This window comes from Chromobacterium vaccinii, from assembly GCF_000971335.1.
Classification (GTDB): domain Bacteria; phylum Pseudomonadota; class Gammaproteobacteria; order Burkholderiales; family Chromobacteriaceae; genus Chromobacterium; species Chromobacterium vaccinii.
This window is the reverse complement of the sequence record NZ_JZJL01000037.1, coordinates 18897-37118: the sequence shown is the minus strand read 5'-3', so window position 1 is coordinate 37118 and position 18222 is coordinate 18897. Positions and strand designations below refer to the sequence as shown.

At 61.7% G+C, this 18222-nt stretch carries 13 protein-coding genes and 1 riboswitch; of the genes, 8 read left to right on the top strand and 5 right to left on the bottom strand.

What is annotated here, in order from left to right:
• The first annotated feature begins 2 nt into the window (after positions 1-2).
• Together nrdD and nrdG are read left to right on the top strand one after the other, a co-directional pair.
• Positions 3-2141 (top strand): anaerobic ribonucleoside-triphosphate reductase, encoded by a 2139-nt coding sequence (gene nrdD / locus VL52_RS16870; protein ID WP_052729369.1) that lies wholly within the window; start codon positions 3-5, stop codon positions 2139-2141.
• A gap of 7 nt (positions 2142-2148) precedes the next feature.
• Entirely contained in the window at positions 2149-2652 is a 504-nt protein-coding gene (gene nrdG / locus VL52_RS16865) for an anaerobic ribonucleoside-triphosphate reductase activating protein (RefSeq protein WP_046158124.1), read from the top strand.
• On the opposite strand, the gene VL52_RS16860 is transcribed toward nrdG, so the two are convergent.
• Positions 2596-4311, bottom strand: a complete 1716-nt coding sequence (locus VL52_RS16860) for a hypothetical protein (RefSeq protein ID WP_046158123.1) — start codon at positions 4309-4311, stop codon at positions 2596-2598. The two genes, nrdG and VL52_RS16860, sit on opposite strands and share 57 nt — an antisense overlap.
• Before the next feature lie 359 nt (positions 4312-4670).
• On the opposite strand from VL52_RS16860, the gene VL52_RS16855 reads away from it, so the two are divergent.
• A complete protein-coding gene (locus VL52_RS16855; RefSeq protein ID WP_046158122.1) occupies positions 4671-5867 on the top strand; it encodes an MFS transporter in 1197 nt (398 codons plus the stop codon).
• A gap of 63 nt (positions 5868-5930) precedes the next feature.
• Here the strand turns inward: VL52_RS16855 and VL52_RS16850 are convergent, their stop codons facing one another.
• Positions 5931-6632, bottom strand: coding sequence for a glutathione binding-like protein (locus VL52_RS16850; RefSeq protein WP_046158121.1), 702 nt, complete (start codon positions 6630-6632; stop codon positions 5931-5933).
• Between the two features lie 138 nt (positions 6633-6770).
• Between VL52_RS16850 and VL52_RS16845 the strand changes: the two genes are divergently transcribed.
• Positions 6771-7415: an SOS response-associated peptidase gene (locus VL52_RS16845; RefSeq protein ID WP_046158120.1), complete on the top strand. Its 645-nt coding sequence runs from the start codon at positions 6771-6773 to the stop codon at positions 7413-7415.
• Between the two features lie 50 nt (positions 7416-7465).
• Here VL52_RS16845 and VL52_RS16840 read toward each other — a convergent pair whose 3' ends face one another.
• On the bottom strand, positions 7466-8473 hold the full coding sequence (locus VL52_RS16840; RefSeq protein ID WP_046158119.1) for a class 1 fructose-bisphosphatase: 1008 nt from the start codon (positions 8471-8473) through the stop codon (positions 7466-7468).
• A gap of 139 nt (positions 8474-8612) precedes the next feature.
• On the opposite strand from VL52_RS16840, the gene VL52_RS16835 reads away from it, so the two are divergent.
• On the top strand, positions 8613-9395 hold the full coding sequence (locus VL52_RS16835) for a substrate-binding periplasmic protein (RefSeq protein WP_052729368.1): 783 nt from the start codon (positions 8613-8615) through the stop codon (positions 9393-9395).
• Here the strand turns inward: VL52_RS16835 and VL52_RS16830 are convergent.
• On the bottom strand, positions 9392-10708 hold the full coding sequence (locus VL52_RS16830; RefSeq protein ID WP_046158118.1) for a voltage-gated chloride channel family protein: 1317 nt from the start codon (positions 10706-10708) through the stop codon (positions 9392-9394). The two genes, VL52_RS16835 and VL52_RS16830, sit on opposite strands and share 4 nt — an antisense overlap.
• 78 nt (positions 10709-10786) lie before the next feature.
• Positions 10787-10853: riboswitch (Fluoride riboswitch) on the bottom strand.
• Between the two features lie 39 nt (positions 10854-10892).
• Entirely contained in the window at positions 10893-11792 is a 900-nt protein-coding gene (gene gcvA / locus VL52_RS16825; protein ID WP_046158117.1) for a transcriptional regulator GcvA, read from the bottom strand.
• A 190-nt stretch (positions 11793-11982) separates the two neighbouring features.
• On the opposite strand from gcvA, the gene acnB reads away from it, so the two are divergent.
• The 3 genes from acnB (at position 11983) to VL52_RS16810 (ending at position 18097) form a co-directional block, all read left to right on the top strand.
• Positions 11983-14571 carry a bifunctional aconitate hydratase 2/2-methylisocitrate dehydratase gene (acnB, locus tag VL52_RS16820; RefSeq protein WP_046158116.1) on the top strand — a complete coding sequence of 863 codons (2589 nt, stop codon included), beginning with the start codon at positions 11983-11985 and terminating at the stop codon, positions 14569-14571.
• A 310-nt stretch (positions 14572-14881) separates the two neighbouring features.
• On the top strand, positions 14882-15514 hold the full coding sequence (locus tag VL52_RS16815) for a PAS domain S-box protein (protein ID WP_082113807.1): 633 nt from the start codon (positions 14882-14884) through the stop codon (positions 15512-15514).
• A gap of 39 nt (positions 15515-15553) precedes the next feature.
• Positions 15554-18097, top strand: a complete 2544-nt coding sequence (locus VL52_RS16810; protein WP_200896041.1) for a chemotaxis protein CheB — start codon at positions 15554-15556, stop codon at positions 18095-18097.
• The last annotated feature ends 125 nt before the right edge of the window (positions 18098-18222 follow it).

Genomic DNA, 18222 nt, shown 5'->3' with positions numbered 1-18222 from the left:
CGATGCTGCAAGTGAGCAAGCGCGACGGCGCGGTAGTGGGATTCGACATCGGCAAGATCGCCAACGCCTGCCAGCGGGCCGCAGCGGCAGCCGGGCATGCGGAGCCAGCCAGGCTGGCATTGGAAATCGCCGCCCAGGTGGAGCGCGAATGCCGAGAGCTGGCCCAGAACGGCCGGTTGGACATCCCAGCTATCCAGAAACGGGTGGAGGACGCGTTGATGCAGCGCTACCCGGAAGTGGCGCGCGTCTATATCGAATACCGCCACGACCGCGAAACGGTGCGCGCCCGCGGCTCCGAGCTGCACGCCAAGCTGATGGGGCTGGTGCACAAGACCGACGAGGAAGCCACCACCGAGAACGCCAACAAGGACGCCAATGTTTTCCCGGTGATGCGCGACTTGATGGCCGGCATCGTCTCCAAGCAGTTCGCCGGCAATTTTTTGCCCAAAGACATCCTGAGCGCCCACAACGCCGGCGACATCCATTTCCATGATCTGGATTATTCGCCGTTCCTGCCTTTCACCAACTGCTGCCTGGTGGATCTGCAAGGCATGCTGGAGCAGGGCTTCCGCCTGGGCAACGCGCAGATCGAAAGCCCGCGCTCGATCGGCGTGGCCTGCGCAGTCACCGCGCAGATCATCGCCCAGGTGGCCAGCCACCAATACGGCGGCACCACCATCCCGAATATCGATCAGACGCTGGCGCCCTACGTGCTGAAAAGCTATCGCAAGAACCTGGACGTGGCGGAGCAGTACGGCATCGCCGAGCCGGAACGCTATGCGCGCGAGCGCACGGAGAAAGAGTGCTACGACGGCATCCAGGCCTGCGAGTACGAGATCAACACCTTGTTCAGCTCCAACGGCCAGCAGCCTTTCGTCACCTTCTCCTTCGGCATGGGCACAGCCTGGGAGGAGCGCATCATCCAGCAGGCCATCCTGAAAGTGAGAATCAAGGGACTGGGCAAGGAGGGCATCACGCCGGTTTTCCCCAAGCTGGTGATGTTCATCGACAAGGGCGTCAATCTGCGGCCTGAAGACCCCAATTACGACATCAAGCAGCTGGCGCTGGAGTGCACATCCAAGCGCATGTATCCGGACATCATATCCGCCGAGCTGAACCGGCGCATCACCGGTTCCTCGACGCCGGTTTCGCCGATGGGCTGCCGCAGCTTCCTGCCCGCGTGGCAGGACGGGGCGGGCAGGGAGGTGCTGGACGGCCGCAACAATCTGGGCGTGGTCAGCCTGAATCTGCCGCGCATCGCCATCGAAGCGCAAGGCGATGCGCAGGCATTCTGGACGCTGCTGGATTCGCGCCTCGGCCTGTGCTTTCGCGCGCTGATGTTGCGGCTCGACCGGCTGCGGAGCGTCAAGGCCAACGTGGCGCCGATTCTCTACACCGAGGGCGCGTTCGGCATGCGGCTGCAGCCGGACGAGGACATCATGACGCTGTTCGAGGGCGGCCGCGCCTCGATCTCGCTGGGCTATATCGGCCTGCACGAGGTGGGCACGCTGCTGTTCGGCTCGCACCCGGCCGACAGCCCGGAGATCCGCGATTTCCTGCGCCAAGTGGTCGCCCGCATGAATGCGGCGGCGGCGGAATGGCGGCGCGAAACCGGATTCGGCTTCTCGTTATATTCGACGCCCAGCGAGTCGCTGTGTCACCGCTTCTGCAAGCTGGACCGGGAGCGCTTCGGCGATATCGCCGAGGTGACGGACAAGGGCTACTACACCAACTCCTTCCATCTGGATGTCTTCCGCAAGGTCAATCCATTCGAAAAGATAGACTTCGAGGCCGGCTATGCCGAACTCGCGACCGGCGGCCACATCACCTATGTCGAACTGCCCAATATGAAGCACAACCTGCAGGCGCTGGAGCGCATCTGGGATTACGCGCTGGAGCGGGTGCCTTATTTCGGCAGCAACACGCCGGTGGATTCCTGCGGCGCCTGCGGTTTCATGGGCGAGGCGAAGGCGGACGCGGACGGTTTCTGCTGCCCGCAGTGCGGCAACCGAGACAGCGCCTCGCTGTCGGTGACGCGCCGGGTGTGCGGCTACCTGGGCAGCCCCAATTCGCGCCCGTTCAATGCCGGCAAGCAGAAAGAAGTGATGCGTCGGGTCAAGCACTTCGGCGGCGAACACTGAGCGCGGGATGAATTACGATCGCTATTACACTTGCGACCTGGTCAATGGCGAGGGCGTGCGCGTCACGCTTTTCGTCACCGGCTGCGCGCACGCCTGCGACGGCTGCCACAACCGCTCGACCTGGGATCGCAAGAGCGGGCGGCCGTTCACGCCGGAGGCCAGGGAAGAACTGCTGAGCCGCTGCGCCGGCCACGACGGCCTCAGCCTGTCCGGCGGCGACCCGCTGCTGCCGGCCAACCGCGACGAGATTCTGGCCTTGTGCCGGATGTTCAAGCAGCGCTATCCGGACAAGAACATCTGGCTATGGACCGGCTATGACTACGAAGAGGTCCGGGAACTGGAGATTCTGCAGTTCGTCGACGTGCTGATAGACGGCCGCTACCGCCAGGATCTGCCGACAAGCAAACCCTGGCGGGGATCGGACAATCAGCGCCTGCTCAGGCTCGGCGCCCGATCACGGACAGCCGTTGCTGCCGTTGATGCAACTGACATAATTGCTTTCGAAGCCTAGATTGCTGCGGTCTCGCCCGTACAGCGCGATCATCTTGTAGTCGCTGGCGGCCAGCGTCAGGCTGGACAGGTTGAAGCTGGCGCTGCCGGCGCTGCCCAGTTTGCCGCTCAGATCGATTTGCACCGGACTGTTGCAGTTGCCGGCGTTGCAGAATGAGGCATCATGCGGGACGACGCTATTGCTGCCGGTCCAGGAGAAGCTCAAGGTGCCGCCTTGGGCGCTGGCATAGTTGGCCAACGCGCTCTGGCTGGCGCTGTCCAGGGTCAGCCAAGGCAGCGTCGCCAGCTGGGACGATTGCGGCGGCACGCCATCCACGCGGGTGATGACGCTGGCGAGCAGGCTGCTGAAGGCATTGTCGGAGTACAGGTCGATCTTCACTCTCCGTCCGCGCTGGAAGAAGGCGGAGATCAAAGCGTCGCCGGATGCCAGGCTGCCATTGTTGAAGCTGTCGAGTCCCAGCCAAGTGCTGCCGCAAGTGCTGCCTTGCATGGTCAGCCTGGGCTGGCTGCTGCAGCCGGCGTTGCTGAGCGTAGCGATGGGCGTGCCGTCCCAGCCGGTGCCGGCGGCGTTGCGTTGGTAAACCTTGGCGGATTGAACGGCGTTGCTCACGCCACTGGCGCTGGTGCTGATGTCAAACGAAATCGCGCGGTAATAGCTGGGTTGCGGATTGCTGATGCCAACCCGCAGCGTGCGCTGCGCATTGGCGTTGACATGGATTTCATAGGGTGACGCCTGGCCCAGCAGTTTCCATGCCGTGGCGCCGTTGCGCAGCACCACCGCCATTTCCGCGCCTTCTTGCACTGTGCTGCCGTTGATGACATCGAAGCCGACTGTGCAGGTTTTGTCGCTGCCGGAGAAGTCGCAATCGCGCAGCGTGGGGTTGGCGACGCTGCCGCCGAGCAGGCCCCCTTGGGACAGGAAGCCGCAGATTTGCGACGCGAAATTGCTGGTATTGAGGGATTGCTGGTTGATGCTGAGCGTGAACTGCGGATCCAGCATGCTGGCGCTGTTGTTCAGCACGGTAGTGCAGGCGCTGGCGCTGCTGCTGCCGGCGGCGCTATTCAATGCGGCGAATATCTGGCTGATGCTGGTCAGGTCCAAGCTCAGCCCGTTGAGCAAGGTGCTGTCGCTCAGGCTGCCGGATTGGCTGCCGCTATTGTCCGCGTAGAAATTGCTGCTGCCAAAGCGCCCTTCCAGTTGCACGAAGGTATGCCCGTCGTTGGTCCCGGTATTGGTGGCGATGGCGTCCAGCACCTTGTCCATGCCGGTGCGGTTGGCGCTGAAGGCTGTGGTGGTGAGATCGGCGCCGCTATTGAGGCCAGATGCGGCCAGCACTTGCGATAAGGCGTTTTGGAGTGTTTGCTGGCTGTTGTTGAGCGCGCTGGCGGATGGCGCGCCGGCGCTCATGATGCTGGCGGCGTCGCTGCCGGCGGCCAGCGTGACCAGCGCAGTGGTCAGTGACGTGACATTGGCGGTGCCTGCGCTTTGGGCTACGGCGTAATGACAGGTATAGACCGCATTGACCAGGCCGCAGGCTTGCAGGCGGAAGGGCGCAGTCAGCGCGCTGATGTCTAGGTTGCTGTAACTGCCGTCGCTATTGACGCTGACGCTGGCGGTCTGGCCATTGGCTCCCAGCACCGTCAGAGTGGCACTCTGCATCGGCGCGCCGACGGCGACCGTGCCGGACAGCGTGGCGGAGCCAGTGCTTGCGCTTCCGCCCCCTCCGCCCCCGCATGAGGTCAACGCGATACAGCAGGCAAGCCCAAGAAACGCGCGATGAATTCTCATTCCTTTTACCCCCACAGTTCATCCTGCCGTGCTCCCAGATTAGTCAATCGGCAAGCGCGCATGGATATTTCTTCATCACCGCGCCAGGGCGCGCGAACATTGGCCTGGGCTTGCGTGACGCCGCATCGCGCGTGGAAGTTTGTTGCTATTTTTTGCGATGCCAGGCCTCCGCATGAAATACATTTATCATGAATGGATGAGCTGACAATAACTAGAGCTGGAGAAGAGGCATGGCTTGGAGCAAGGAGCAGAAGCAAACAGTGTTCGCCTGCTATCTGGGCTGGACCCTGGACGCGTTCGACTTTTTTCTGATGGTGTTTGTGCTGAAGGATGTCGCCAAGGAGTTTGGAGCCGACATCGAGGCGGTCAGCTGGGCAATCATGCTGACGCTGGCTGCGCGGCCGATCGGCGCGCTGATATTCGGCCGGCTGGCCGACCGCTTCGGCCGAAGGCCGGTCTTGATGGCCAATATCGCGCTGTATTCGATACTGGGATTTTCCTCCGCCTTCGCGCCCAACCTGATGGCGCTGCTGGTGCTGCGCACCTTGTTCGGCGTGGCGATGGGCGGGGAGTGGGGCGTAGGCTCTTCGCTGACCATGGAAAGCATACCCAAGGAGTCGCGCGGCTTCGTCTCCGGCTTGCTGCAGGCGGGCTATCCCAGCGGCTACCTGCTGGCGACTCTGGCATTCGGGCAGCTGTTCGAGCGCATAGGCTGGCGCGGCATGTTCATGCTCAGCCTGTTGCCGGCGCTGCTGACGCTGTACATCCGCCGCAACGTGCCGGAAAGCCCCAGCTGGGAAGCTTCGCGCCATCACGAAAAGCCCGGCTTGCTGCAGGCGATATCGGCCCAATGGCGGCTGTCGCTGTACGCCATCATCTTGATGACCTGCTTCAATTTCTTCTCGCACGGCACCCAGGACATGTATCCAACCTTCCTGCGCGTGCAGCATAAGTTCGATCCGCATACCGTGCAGATGATCGCCATCTGCCTCAATGTCGGCGCCATCGTCGGCGGCTTGGCCATTGGCAGCCTGTCCGAGAAAATCGGCCGGCGCAACGCGATCACGCTGGCCGCGCTGTTCGCGCTGCCGGTATTGCCGCTATGGGCTTTCACCAGCACGCCGCTGCTGTTGGCCATCGGCGCGTTCCTGATGCAGATTTCGGTCCAGGGCGCGTGGGGCGTGATTCCGGCCCACTTGAATGAAATATCGCCGGCGGCGGTGCGCGCCACCTTTCCCGGCCTGGTCTACCAGCTGGGCAATCTGTTCGCCTCGGTCAACAGCCCCTTGCAAGCCCATATGGCCAAGACCAACGGCGGCGACTACGGCCTGGCCATGGCCATCGTCGCCGGTCTCGTCGCGCTGGCGATCGCGATCCTGATCCGCTTCAGCCATGAGCGGCGCGGCGAGACGATGGCCTCGCACTAGCAACAACCAATCAAAACGGCGGCCTGCGGGCCGCCGCTGATGGGCACGGGGCGCGGGTCAGGCTCAGCCGCCTCGCGGCTTGCCGTCCTGGCCGAACAGAATGGCGCGCGAGGCGTCGGTGACCGAGGGCGCCGTATTGATGGTTTCCGCCAGCGCGTAGGCGCGTTTCACGGCGGGCCGTTCGGCGATGCGGTCGAACCAGCGCTTGAGAGACGGAAAATCGTCCAGATTCTGTTGCTGGCGCTGATGCGGCACGATCCACGGATAGCTTGCCATGTCGGCGATCGAGTATTCTCCGGCGATGAAATCGCGGCCATCGGACAGATGCGTGTCCAGCACGCGATAGAGGCGGGCGGTTTCGCGCACGTAACGGTCTATCGCGTACGGCAGCTTCTCCGGCGCGTACTGGGAAAAATGGTGGTTCTGGCCCGCCATCGGTCCCAGGCCGCCCATCTGCCAGAACAGCCACTGCAATGCCTCGTTGCGGCCGCGCAAATCTTGCGGAATGAAGCGCCCGGTCTTGTCGGCCAGATACAGCAGGATGGCGCCGGATTCGAACAGGCCGATCGGCTCGCCGCCGCCCTGCGGCGCATGGTCCACGATGGCCGGAATGCGGTTGTTGGGCGCGATTCGCAGGAAATCCGGCTTGAATTGATCTCCGGTGGCGATGTTGACCGGCTCGATACGGTAGGGCAGGCCGGCCTCTTCAAGGAAGATGGTGATCTTGTGGCCGTTGGGCGTGGTCCAGTAATAGAGGTCTATCATCGTTCGCTTCCTGGCTTGGGAGTGGAAGGAATGACATGGGGGCATGTCATGACTTTCCAAAGAGGCTCTCTGACCAAGCATCGCCCGGCAGTCGTCGGCGCGGTATCATTGTGTGCCACAAAATCCGGCAAAGAGAACATGTGCGTCAATTTCACCCCGCCCAGCCGCGGCCAGCTGCGCGAATGGTTCGGCTGCGATCCGGGCGAATGGCAATGGCAGGATGAAACCTGGCAAGACTATCTGGCGCCCATCCTGACCCGCGACGGGCTGCGAATGGCCAGCTACGGTTTTGTCCCCAAACGCCACCTGCCTGAAGGCGTGCGGCTGAGCACCATGAACGCGCGCGCCGAAACCATAGGCCAACTGCGCAGCTACCGCGACGCCTGGCGCAACTGCCAGCTGTGCCTGGTGCCGATGCAAGCCTTCTACGAACCCTGCTACGAGAGCGGGCGGGCGGTGCGCACCAAGATCGGCATGGCCGATGGCGCGCCGTTCGCGGTGGCTGGCCTGTGGCGGGAATGGCGCGAGGCGGACGGCTCGATCAGCCTGGCCTTCACCCAGATCACCATCAACGCCGACGGCCACGGGGTGATGGGCCGCATGCACCGGCCGGGCGACGAAAAGCGCTCGCTGGTCATCATCCCCGCGGCGTTGCACCAGGAGTGGCTGCACTGCCGCAATCCCGAGCAGGCCAGGGCATTTCTGCAGCTCTTCGCCGCCGAGAGGATGCGCGCGGAAGGCGAAATTCCGAATCCGCCCCAGCAGGGATCGCTGTTCGACTGAGTCAAAGAAAAAGCCCGCAGAACGCGGGCTTTTTCGAGCGAAGTTGGCGCTTATTGCTGCTCGGCGTGGTAGCGCGTCACCAGATCCACCTCTTCCTTGGAACCCAGAAACACCGCTACGCGCTCGTGCAGCTTGGTCGGTTGGATGTCCATGATGCGCTGATGGCCGTTGGTGGCGACGCCGCCGGCCTGCTCGATGATGAAGGCCATCGGATTGCCTTCGTACATCAGGCGCAGCTTGCCGGCCTTGGACGGATCGCGCGCGTCCTTCGGATACATGAAAATGCCGCCGCGGGTGATGATGCGATGCACCTCGGCCACCATCGACGCCACCCAGCGCATATTGAAATCGCGGCCGCGCGGACCGGTCGCGCCGGCCAGCATCTCTTCCACGTAGCGGCGCACCGGCGCTTCCCAGTGGCGCATATTGGACATGTTGATCGCGAATTCGGCGGTGCGTTCCGGCACTTTCATGTCCGGATGGGTCAGCACGAAGGAGCCGTGCTCGCGGTCCAGCGTGAAGCCGTGCACGCCGCTGCCGAAGGTCAGCACCAGCATGGTTTGCGGGCCGTAGACGGTATAGCCGGCGGCGACTTGGCGGGTGCCGGGCTGCAGGAAGTCAGACTCGGTCGGCTGCGTCACGCCCTCGGGGCAGCGCAGGATGGAGAAAATGGTGCCGACCGATATGTTGACGTCGATGTTGGACGAGCCGTCCAGCGGGTCGAACATCAACAGGTATTCGCCCTTCGGGTATTCACCCGGGATGTGGTAAGGCAGCTCCATCTCTTCCGACGCCATGGCGGCCAGGCTGCCGCCCCATTCGTTGGCGTCCAGCAGGAAGTCGTTGGCGATCACGTCCAGCTTCTTCTGCGCCTCGCCCTGAATGTTGCCGGTGCCGGCTTCGCCCAGCACGTCGGCCAGCGCGCCCTTGTTCACCGAATAGCTGATGGCCTTGCAGGCGCGGCCCACGGTTTCGATCAGCAGACGCAATTCCGGCGGCAGCGTGCCCGCCTTGCGCTGTTGTTCGATCAGAAAACGGGAGAGGGTGATGCGGCTCATGACGTTCCTTAGGCTGGGTAGGTGCGCGAATGATAATGCCGTCGGATTGACGGCACAACGCGGCATTATAACGAATAAGCCGGCAGCCGGGGCGGCCAGCGGCTATCAAGAAAATGATAGTTATACGTAGGAGAATGCCATGCCGGTCCGCGCCCTTGTCCTGTTGCTGTTCAGCCTGTCCGCCTGGTCGGCCCGGGCGCCGGCGATCACCATTTACACCGAGGAGTGGCCGCCCATCACCTTCCAACGCAATGGCATCGCCGACGGAATGGCGGTAGAGGTGGTGCGCGAGATCCAGGCGCGCATCCACGACAACAGCCCGATCGACGTGGTGCCTTGGGCGCGCGGCTACAAGGAGCTGCTGACCAGTCCCGGCGTAATGCTGTTTACCGTCGGCCGCAGCGAGGCGCGGGAGAAGCAGATGACGCTGCTGGGGCCGATCGCGGTGTCGCAAACCGTGCTGTTGGCGCGCAAGGGAGAGGCATCCAAATTGTTGGCGCTGGGCGCCGGCATCTACCAGCGTCCGGTTGGCGCTTACCGCGGCAGCATCTTCGCCGACGCGGCCTCCGCCGCAGGCTTCGTCGAGGTGGACCTGGCGCCGACGCCCCAGGTGACTGCGCAGAAGATGCTGATGGGCAGGTATGACATGTGGGTGGAGGGTGGTTTCGTCGTCGCCTCCGTGCTCAAGGACATCCATCAGCCGGCCGATGCGGTGGAGGTGGTGCGCGTGCTGGAGTCGCTGGAACTTTACCTGGCCTTTTCCCGGGGCACGCCGGCCGAAGAGGTCAAGCGCTGGCAGGACGGCTTCGCGGCGATCAAGAAAGACGGCACCTACAAGCGCACTTATAACAAGTGGCTGCCGCGGGACACCGCGCCGATGGAAGTGAAGCTGATCGGCCTGCCTCCCGGACCGGCGCGCTAACCGGCGCCGCGCTCGGACGCGCGCGCCTTCTGGCTGGCGGCGCGGCGCAATGCCGGCCACTCCGCCAGCCGGATGTTCTCCGGCACGCCGCGCCGCTTGGCAACGCCCACCCGCTGCGAGCGGTAGATGCCGGAGTGTCCCGAGCATAAATAGCTGACCACACTGGCCAACCCGGCGTAGACGCCGATTTCCGGCCCGAACAGCTCCATCGCCATCACCGTGGAGGCCAGCGGCGTATTGGCCGCGCCGGCGAACACCGCGACGAAGCCCATGCCAGCCAGCAAGGGGAAGGGCAGATGCAGCCACGGCGCCAGCGCGTTGCCCAGCGCGGCGCCGATGTAGAACAGCGGCGTGACTTCTCCGCCCTTGAAGCCGGAACCCAGCGTCGCCACGGTGAACGCCAGCTTACCAGCGAAGTCGTACGCCGGCAGCGGCTGCAGGAAGGCGGACACGATGGTGGGGATGCCCAGGCCCAGATAGGCCTGCGCGTCCATCAGCGAGGCTGCGATCGCGACCGCGCCGCCGCCGATCAGCGGCCGCAGCGGCGCGAAGGCGATGAAGCGCTTGAAGCCGCTGGCCAAGCCATGAACGGACTCGGCGAACAGCTTGCCGACCAGTCCGAAGGCGGCGCCGGCCAGCACCGCAGCGCCCAGCCCCCAAGCGCTGGCCGCTGGAATGAAAGGAATCCGGTAGCGCGTGTGATGCACGCCCCAGAGCTGCCCGATCTGGTCGCCGAGAATGGCAGCCGCCAGGCAGGGCAAAATCGCGTCGTAGCGCAGACGGCCGATGGCGAGCACCTCCAGGCCGAAGATCGCGCCGGCGAGCGGCGTGCCGAACACCGAGGCGAAGCCGGCGCTGATCCCGGCCATCAACAGGATGCGACGGTCCTCCCGCAGCAAGGGCAGCCATTTGTGCACCTGGTCGGCCAGCGCGCCGCCCATCTGCACCGCAGTGCCTTCCCGGCCGGCCGAGCCGCCGCACAAATGCGTGGCGACGGTGCCGATCAGCACCAGCGGCGCCATCCGCAACGGAATGGTTTTTTTCGAATCGTGAATCTCGTCGATCAACAGATTATTGCCGGCCCCCACCTCGCGCCCCAGCCGCCAGTAGGCCAAGCCGACCATGAAGCCGGCCAGCGGCAGCAGCCAGATCAGCCAGGGGTGGCTCAGGCGGGTTTGCGTGGCCCAATCCAGCGAAAACAGAAACAGGGCGGAGGCGCTGCCAGTCAGCGCGGCGACCAGCGCGGACAAAAGCAGCCATTTCCCGATATGGGGCAGGGTGGAAAATCTTTCCGGAAGAAGAGGGTATTTCATGGGCGTCCAATGCGTTGTGATGGCAATCGTCTGGACGGGCATGCTTTGAGGCGCAGGCCTACAGCTTCCCGGTCCAGGAATACTGTAGGCATCATCAGCCTCTTTGCGAGGCGGTTACGGGAGGCATGCCATCTCCGCTTGCGCCGATTGTACTGGCCGAAACGATGCAGAGGCAAGCCCGGGCTCAGCGCGGCGAAGTCCCGGCTTTGTCCGCTTCGCTTTCCAGCCAGCGGCAGAAGGTCGCCACGGCGGCATCCTCCGCCGACATGCGCGGCGCCACCCAGCAATAGTCGCGCACTGTCACCACCGGCGCCGGCAGCGGAGACACCAGCCGGCCCGCGTCTATCAGCGCCTGCGCCATCGGCATGGGCCCCAGTACCACGCCCAGTCCATCTATCGCGGCCTGCAGCGCCAGGGAGAACTTGTCGAAATGCATGCTGCTGGCCGGCTTCAGTTCGGGAACGCCTGCCAGCGTCAGCCAGCGCGGCCAGGCGGTGGGGCGAGTGTCCGCGTGCAGCAGCGTATGGGTGGTGAGGTCATCCGGGCGATTCAGCGGCAGCGTGTCCAGCAGCGCCGGGCTGCACAACGGCAGCTCCCATTCCTTCAGGAATGGCTTGGCGATGTGGCCTGGCCAATCGCCGGGGCCGCGGCGGATGGCGATGTCGAACGGCGAATCCAGCCGGCTCAGATCGCGATCCGAAGTGGCCAGATGCAGCTCAAGGTCGGGAAAGCGCTCGCGAAAGCGCTCCAGCCTGGGCAGCAGCCAGTAGGCGGCGAAAGTGGGCGTGGAATTGATGGATAGCCGCCGCTGGCGGTTGGGTTGCAACAGTTGGGCGGTGGCATTGGCGATCAGGTCAAGGCCGTCCTGCACCTGCACCAGATAGCGCCAACCAGCGTCGGTCAGCCTGACGCGGCCGCCGCTGCGCTCGAACAGCGGCACGCCCAGCCAATCTTCCAGCTGCTTAATCTGTTTGCTCACAGCGCCATGAGTGACGAAGAGTTCGCCCGCCGCGGCGGAAAAGCTTTCCAGCCTTGCCGCGGCCTCGAAAATGCGCAATGAGTTAAGAGGAGGATAAGTGCTCATGTTGTGATTTTATCTCACAATCCATGTTGCGATTACTCGTTTGTATGCAAGCGCCGAAAAGCGTAATCTTCAGTCACTACAAAGTGCATATTCCGGCGCGAAGCGCGCGGAGCGATGCAGACCCAGCAAGTGGAGACTGGCGGCACGCCGCCAGGCCTGCGACAACCTAAAGCCAAGAAGGTCCCGAGTCATGCTAGAAGCTTACCGTCAGCACGTAGCCGAGCGCGCCGCGCTGGGCATTCCGCCCCTGCCGCTGTCCGCCAAGCAGGTCGAAGAACTGGTCGAACTGCTGAAAAATCCGCCCAAGGGCGAAGAGAGCATCCTGGTCGACCTGATCACCCACCGCGTGCCGCCGGGCGTGGACGACGCCGCCAAGGTCAAAGCCTCCTTCCTGGCCGCCGTCGCCGAAGGCGGCGTGAAGTCGCCGCTGGTTTCGCGCGAGCTGGCCACCGAGCTTCTCGGCACCATGCTGGGCGGCTACAACATCAAGCCGCTGGTCGATCTGCTGGACGATCCGTCCGTCGCCAAAATCGCGGCCGCCGGCCTGAAGAAAACCCTGCTGATGTTCGATTCCTTCCACGATGTGAAGGAAAAGATGGACAAGGGCAACGCCGTCGCCAAGGAAGTGGTCGAGTCCTGGGCCAACGCCGAGTGGTTCACCAGTCGCCCGGAAGTGGCGCAGAAAATCACCGTCACCGTATTCAAGGTGCCGGGCGAAACCAATACCGACGACCTGTCGCCGGCCCCGGACGCCTGGAGCCGCCCGGACATCCCGCTGCATTACCTGGCGATGCTGAAGAACACCCGCGCCGACGCGGCCTTCAAGCCGGAAGAAGACGGCAAGCGCGGCCCGATGCAATTCATCGACGATCTGAAGAAGAAGGGCCACCTGGTCGCCTACGTCGGCGACGTGGTCGGCACCGGCTCCTCGCGTAAGTCCGCCACCAACTCCGTGGTATGGGCCACCGGCCAGGACATCCCGTTTGTGCCGAACAAGCGCTTCGGCGGCGTGACCCTGGGCGGCAAGATCGCGCCCATCTTCTTCAATACTCAGGAAGACTCTGGCTCGCTGCCGATCGAAGTGGACGTGTCCAAGCTGGAAATGGGCGACGTGATCGACGTCTACCCGTACGCCGGCAAGATCGAGAAGAACGGCGCCGTCGTCTCCGAATTCAAGCTGAAGTCCGAAGTGATCCTGGACGAAGTGCGCGCCGGCGGCCGCATCAACCTGATCATCGGCCGCGGCCTGACCTCCAAGGCGCGCGAAGCGCTGGGCCTGCCGGCCTCCACCGTGTTCCGCCTGCCCAAGGCGCCGGTCGATTCCGGCAAAGGCTTTAGCCTGGGCCAGAAGATGGTCGGCCGCGCCTGTGGCCTGCCGGAAGGCAAAGGCGTGCGCCCGGGCACCTACTGCGAACCGAAGATGACCACCGTCGGCTCGCAGGACACCACCGGCCCGATGACCCGCGACGAGCTGAAAGACCTGGCCTGCCTGGGCTTCTCCGCCGACCTGGTGATGCAATCGTTCTGCCACACCGCCGCTTACCCCAAGCCGGTGGATGTGAAGATGCACAAGGAACTGCCGGCCTTCATCTCCACCCGCGGCGGCGTTTCGCTGCGCCCGGGCGACGGCGTGATCCACAGCTGGCTGAACCGTCTGCTGCTGCCCGACACCGTCGGCACCGGCGGCGACAGCCACACCCGCTTCCCGATCGGCATTTCCTTCCCGGCCGGCTCCGGCCTGGTGGCTTTCGCCGCCGCCACCGGCGTGATGCCGCTGGACATGCCGGAATCGGTGCTGGTGCGCTTCAAGGGCAAGCTGCAGCCGGGCGTGACCCTGCGCGACCTGGTCAACGCCATCCCGCTGTACGCGATCAAGCAAGGCTTGCTGACCGTGGCCAAGGCCGGCAAGAAGAACATCTTCTCCGGCCGCATCCTGGAAATCGAAGGCCTGCCTGATCTGAAGGTCGAGCAAGCGTTCGAACTGACCGACGCCTCCGCCGAGCGCTCCGCCGCCGGCTGCACCGTGCACCTGAACAAGGAGCCGATCGCCGAGTACATGCGCTCCAACATCACGCTGATGAAGACCATGATCGCCGACGGCTATCAAGACGCGCGCACGCTGGAGCGCCGCATCAAGTCGATGGAGGAGTGGATCGCCAACGGCCAGCTGCTGAAGGGCGACGCCGACGCCGAATACGCCGCCGTGATCGACATCGACCTGGCCGATGTGAAAGAGCCTATCGTCGCCTGCCCGAACGACCCGGACGACGTGAAATTCATGTCCGAAGTGGCCGGCACCAAGATCGACGAAGTGTTCATCGGTTCGTGCATGACCAATATCGGCCACTTCCGCGCCGCGTCCAAACTGCTGGAAGGCAAGGCCGACATCCCGGTCAAGCTGTGGGTCGCTCCGCCGACCAAGATGGACGCCAAGCAGCTGACCGAGGAAGGCCACTACGGCGTGCTGGGCCGCGCCGGCGCCCGCATGGAAATGCCGGGCTGCTCGCTGTGCATGGGCAACCAGGCGCAGGTGCGCGAAGGCGCGACGGTGATGTCCACCTCCACCCGCAACTTCCCGAACCGTCTGGGCAAGAACTCCAACGTGTTCCTGGGCTCGGCGGAACTGGCCGCGATCTGCTCCAAGCTGGGCAAGATCCCGACCGTGGAGGAGTATCAGGCCAATATCGGCATCATCAACGAGAAGAGCGCCGAAGTTTACCAGTACCTGAACTTCGACCAGATCGCCGAATATCAGGAGCTGGCCGCCAGCAAGGCCTGATTGCCTCGAGGCGTCGAATAACGCCGTCCGCCCCAAGGGTGGGCGGCGTTTTTTTCTTGGCCGCATGAAAGCCAGCTACGGCAGCCGTGCTACCATGCTCCATATTCTTCTTGGCGTATTTTCCGTCCTTCCCGAGTAAAATGGCCGGCTGGCAGGCAAGGAAATGCGCATCGGAATGACGTTGGCGTGACGCGGGTCTATAATTGAATGGATTTCATGGCGCATTGAAATTCATCCTTCAGCCTAAAGCTCAGCACAATTTCTTGTCCCATGGCTACAAGCCGTTTCCTTGGCAGGCTGGGCAGCCTCCATGCATGCAACACTCCCAAAGGTTATCCACGCAATGAAAAAATCATCGAATGGGGTAAAACGGCGGGCCGCGCAGCGGAAAAGCGCGGAAGCCATGGTGGAGGGCTTGTTTTTCGACGGCCCCGGCACCGAGCCTGCCGGGATGCTGATGCATGAGTTGCTGATCCACAAAATCGAGTTGGAAGCGCAGCTCATAGAGCTGCAGAATAACAATGCCTTCGTGGAGCAAATACGCGATCAGTATGTCGATTTTTACGAGACCGCGTCTGCCGGCCTCATTACCGTTGATGCTAGGGGCATGATAACTGAGGTCAATAAAACCGCAATCGAGTCACTGGGTATCAGCAAAGAGAAAGTCGTCGGCGCACTTTTCTCTCGTTTTGTTGCGAGCGGCGACCAAAATCGATGGAGTCTATTTTTTGAACGGGCGCTGTATGACAAGGAAAATAATGGGGAAAGCATCATCCTGGCATTGAATGTCCGCTCTTTTCATCATACAGGCGTGTTTCACATCGACTGCCAGAGAAAGTACGTGGTGGGAATGGGGGTGATAGTACGCTTGACATTGACTGATTTCAGCAAGATCAAGCGCGCGGAAGCCGAGATGCTGGACCGCTTGGCTCGGCAAGAATAAGTGCATAGCCCCGATGATGGCGGAGCCATGAATACAGCGATGCAGATCGCATTGCCGCAACCCGGCCGCGAACTGATCGGCTTCCCGGTTGTCGGTATTGGCTGCTCTGCGGGAGGGCTGGAGGCGCTGAAAAATTTTTTCACCTGCGTTCCAGATAAAAGCGGGCTGGCGTTTATCGTTGTCCAGCACTTGGCGCCCACCTCTACGCATATCAGCATTCTGGCGGACATCCTGCAGAATCACACCCGGATGGATGTGCTGGAAGCGGCGGAAGGCCTGCAGCTATTGCCCAACCATGTTTACATCGCGCCGCCGCGTCAAAACGTCTTCCTGAAAGATGGTCGCTTGCGTCTGAGCGTGGAAGAAAGCGCCGGATTGCGTTTGCCTATCGATTTGTTCTTTCAAAAACTGGCGCAGGGACTGCGGGAAAGCGCGGTGGGCATTGTCCTGTCCGGCATGGGCTCCGACGGCGCTCAGGGCCTCCAGTCCATCCGCGAGGCCGGTGGACTGTGCCTTGCGCAAGAGCCAGCCACCGCGGGCTTCGATAGCATGCCGCTTGCCGCTATCGCTTCAGGGTGCGTGCAGATCATAGCGCCGCCAGAGAGGCTGCCGGCGCTACTCATCCATTATCTGAAATACGCAATGAAAAAGACCGAATCCCCATCAGTCATCGTGCTGGACAGCCAGGAATACTATAGGAAAATCATCGCGCTTCTGCTCGAGCACTGCCATGCCGACTTTTCTCACTACAAAATCAATACGCTGACACGGCGCATTGAAAGGCGCATTGCCGTTCACAAGATGGATAATATCGCCGAGTATGCAAGCTACCTGGGAGCCAACCCGCAAGAACTGGTCTTGCTGCACAAAGAGTTGCTGATTGGGGTGACCAATTTCTTCCGCGATCCGGAAATATGGCAGTGCCTGCGCGACGATGCTTTCCCCACCCTTTTTTCTCGATATCCAAACGGCCGCAAGCTGCGCGCCTGGGTGGTTGGCTGCTCGAGTGGCGAAGAAGCCTATTCTCTGGTGATATCTTACAAAGAAGCATCCAGAGCGCTTAACCTGGATGACAAGTTCTCGCTGCAAGTCTATGCGACCGATCTGGACCCCGAGGCGATTCTCCGGGCTAGAAAGGGGATTTTCAGCAACAAGATAAAATCTGATATTTCCCCTGACTATCTAGCGCGTTACTTCGTGGAGGAGGGCGGCGAGCATCGGATCAAAAAAGAAATTCGAGATTGCATTGTATTTGCCACGCAGAATGTAATTTCAGACCCGCCATTCACCAAGTTGGATTTGTTATCCTGCAGAAATCTTTTGATATATTTCGATGCCAAACTGCAGAAGAGACTGCTATTATTATTTCATTATGCATTGAATCAAAATGGCATTCTGATGCTTGGCAATGCAGAGTCCATCGGGCAGCTGTCACAACTCTTCTTTCCAATAAAAAACAAGATACGCCTTTTGGGGAGGCTCAATCAGGCTTCAGCATCGTCCGAACTGATTTTCCCAAGCAAATCGCTGGAGAAGAATAATATGAGCGTCACGCCGGCATTTTCCAAAGAGGCCGCTTTGACTGAAAGCATTGGCCCGCAAATAGATAGCCTGATTCAGCAGAATTATGCCCCGGCTGCAGTTTTGGTGAATGCCGAAGGGGATATAATCTATATTAGCGGCCGCACGGGATCATACCTGGAGCCCGCAGCCGGCAAGGTCAACATCAATATTCACGCCATGGCCAGGCCTGGCCTGAGAGAGGCGTTGACCGGCGCGGTGAAAAGGGCGTTACAGAACCCGCTTCCGATTCAGATCAAGGGAGTCCCCATTGAGGACGGCAATGGGCATAAAGTGGTAAATGTAACCATCCATGCCCTCCAGGCTCCGGAGGCGCTGCGAGGCCAGGTGTTGATCGTGTTTCACGATGTTGTCCAAAACAAATCGCCGAGAAGGAAAGGCGGGGTGGTTTCGCGAGATGAGCACCAACAGCTGGAACGCGATCTGCAGCAGGCGCGCGAATCATTGCAGGCCATGCATGAGGAAATGCGCTGCTCGATGGAGGAGTTGAAGTCCGCCAACGAAGAGTTGCAATCGATGAATGAAGAGCTGCAATCAACCAATGAGGAGCTGACCACCTCAAAGGAAGAGATGCAGTCGATGAATGAAGAGCTGCAGACGGTGAATGCCGAGCTGCAATCCAAGATGGATGACCTGTCCGAGGCGAGGAATGACTTGATGAACTTGCTGAACAGCACTGAAATCGCCACCATTTTCCTGGATGGCGGGCTGAAAGTCAGACGGTTCACTTCGCATGTCACCACCTTGTTCAAACTTATTCAGAGCGATATTGGCAGGCCGCTTTCAGACATCGCCAACAATCTGGATTACCCTGAGCTGAGTCAGGATGCCTATGGAGTTATTCGCACGCTGGTTTTCAAGGATAAGCTGATCCGCGCAACGGATGATCAGTGGTACAGGGCGAGAATTATGCCGTATCGCACTCAGGAAAACGTGATTGACGGCATTGTGATCACTTTTACCAATATCAGCGAAATCCGCGCGCTGGAGAAAAATTTTTAAGGCTTCCTGTCACGCTGTTGCGTACTGGATATATTTTCCATTTGCGTATGCTGCCGCACATACGCACGCCAAACGACGGTCTATTCTCCCGGTATCACTTGCTTAGGGAGCGACGGTCATGGTCA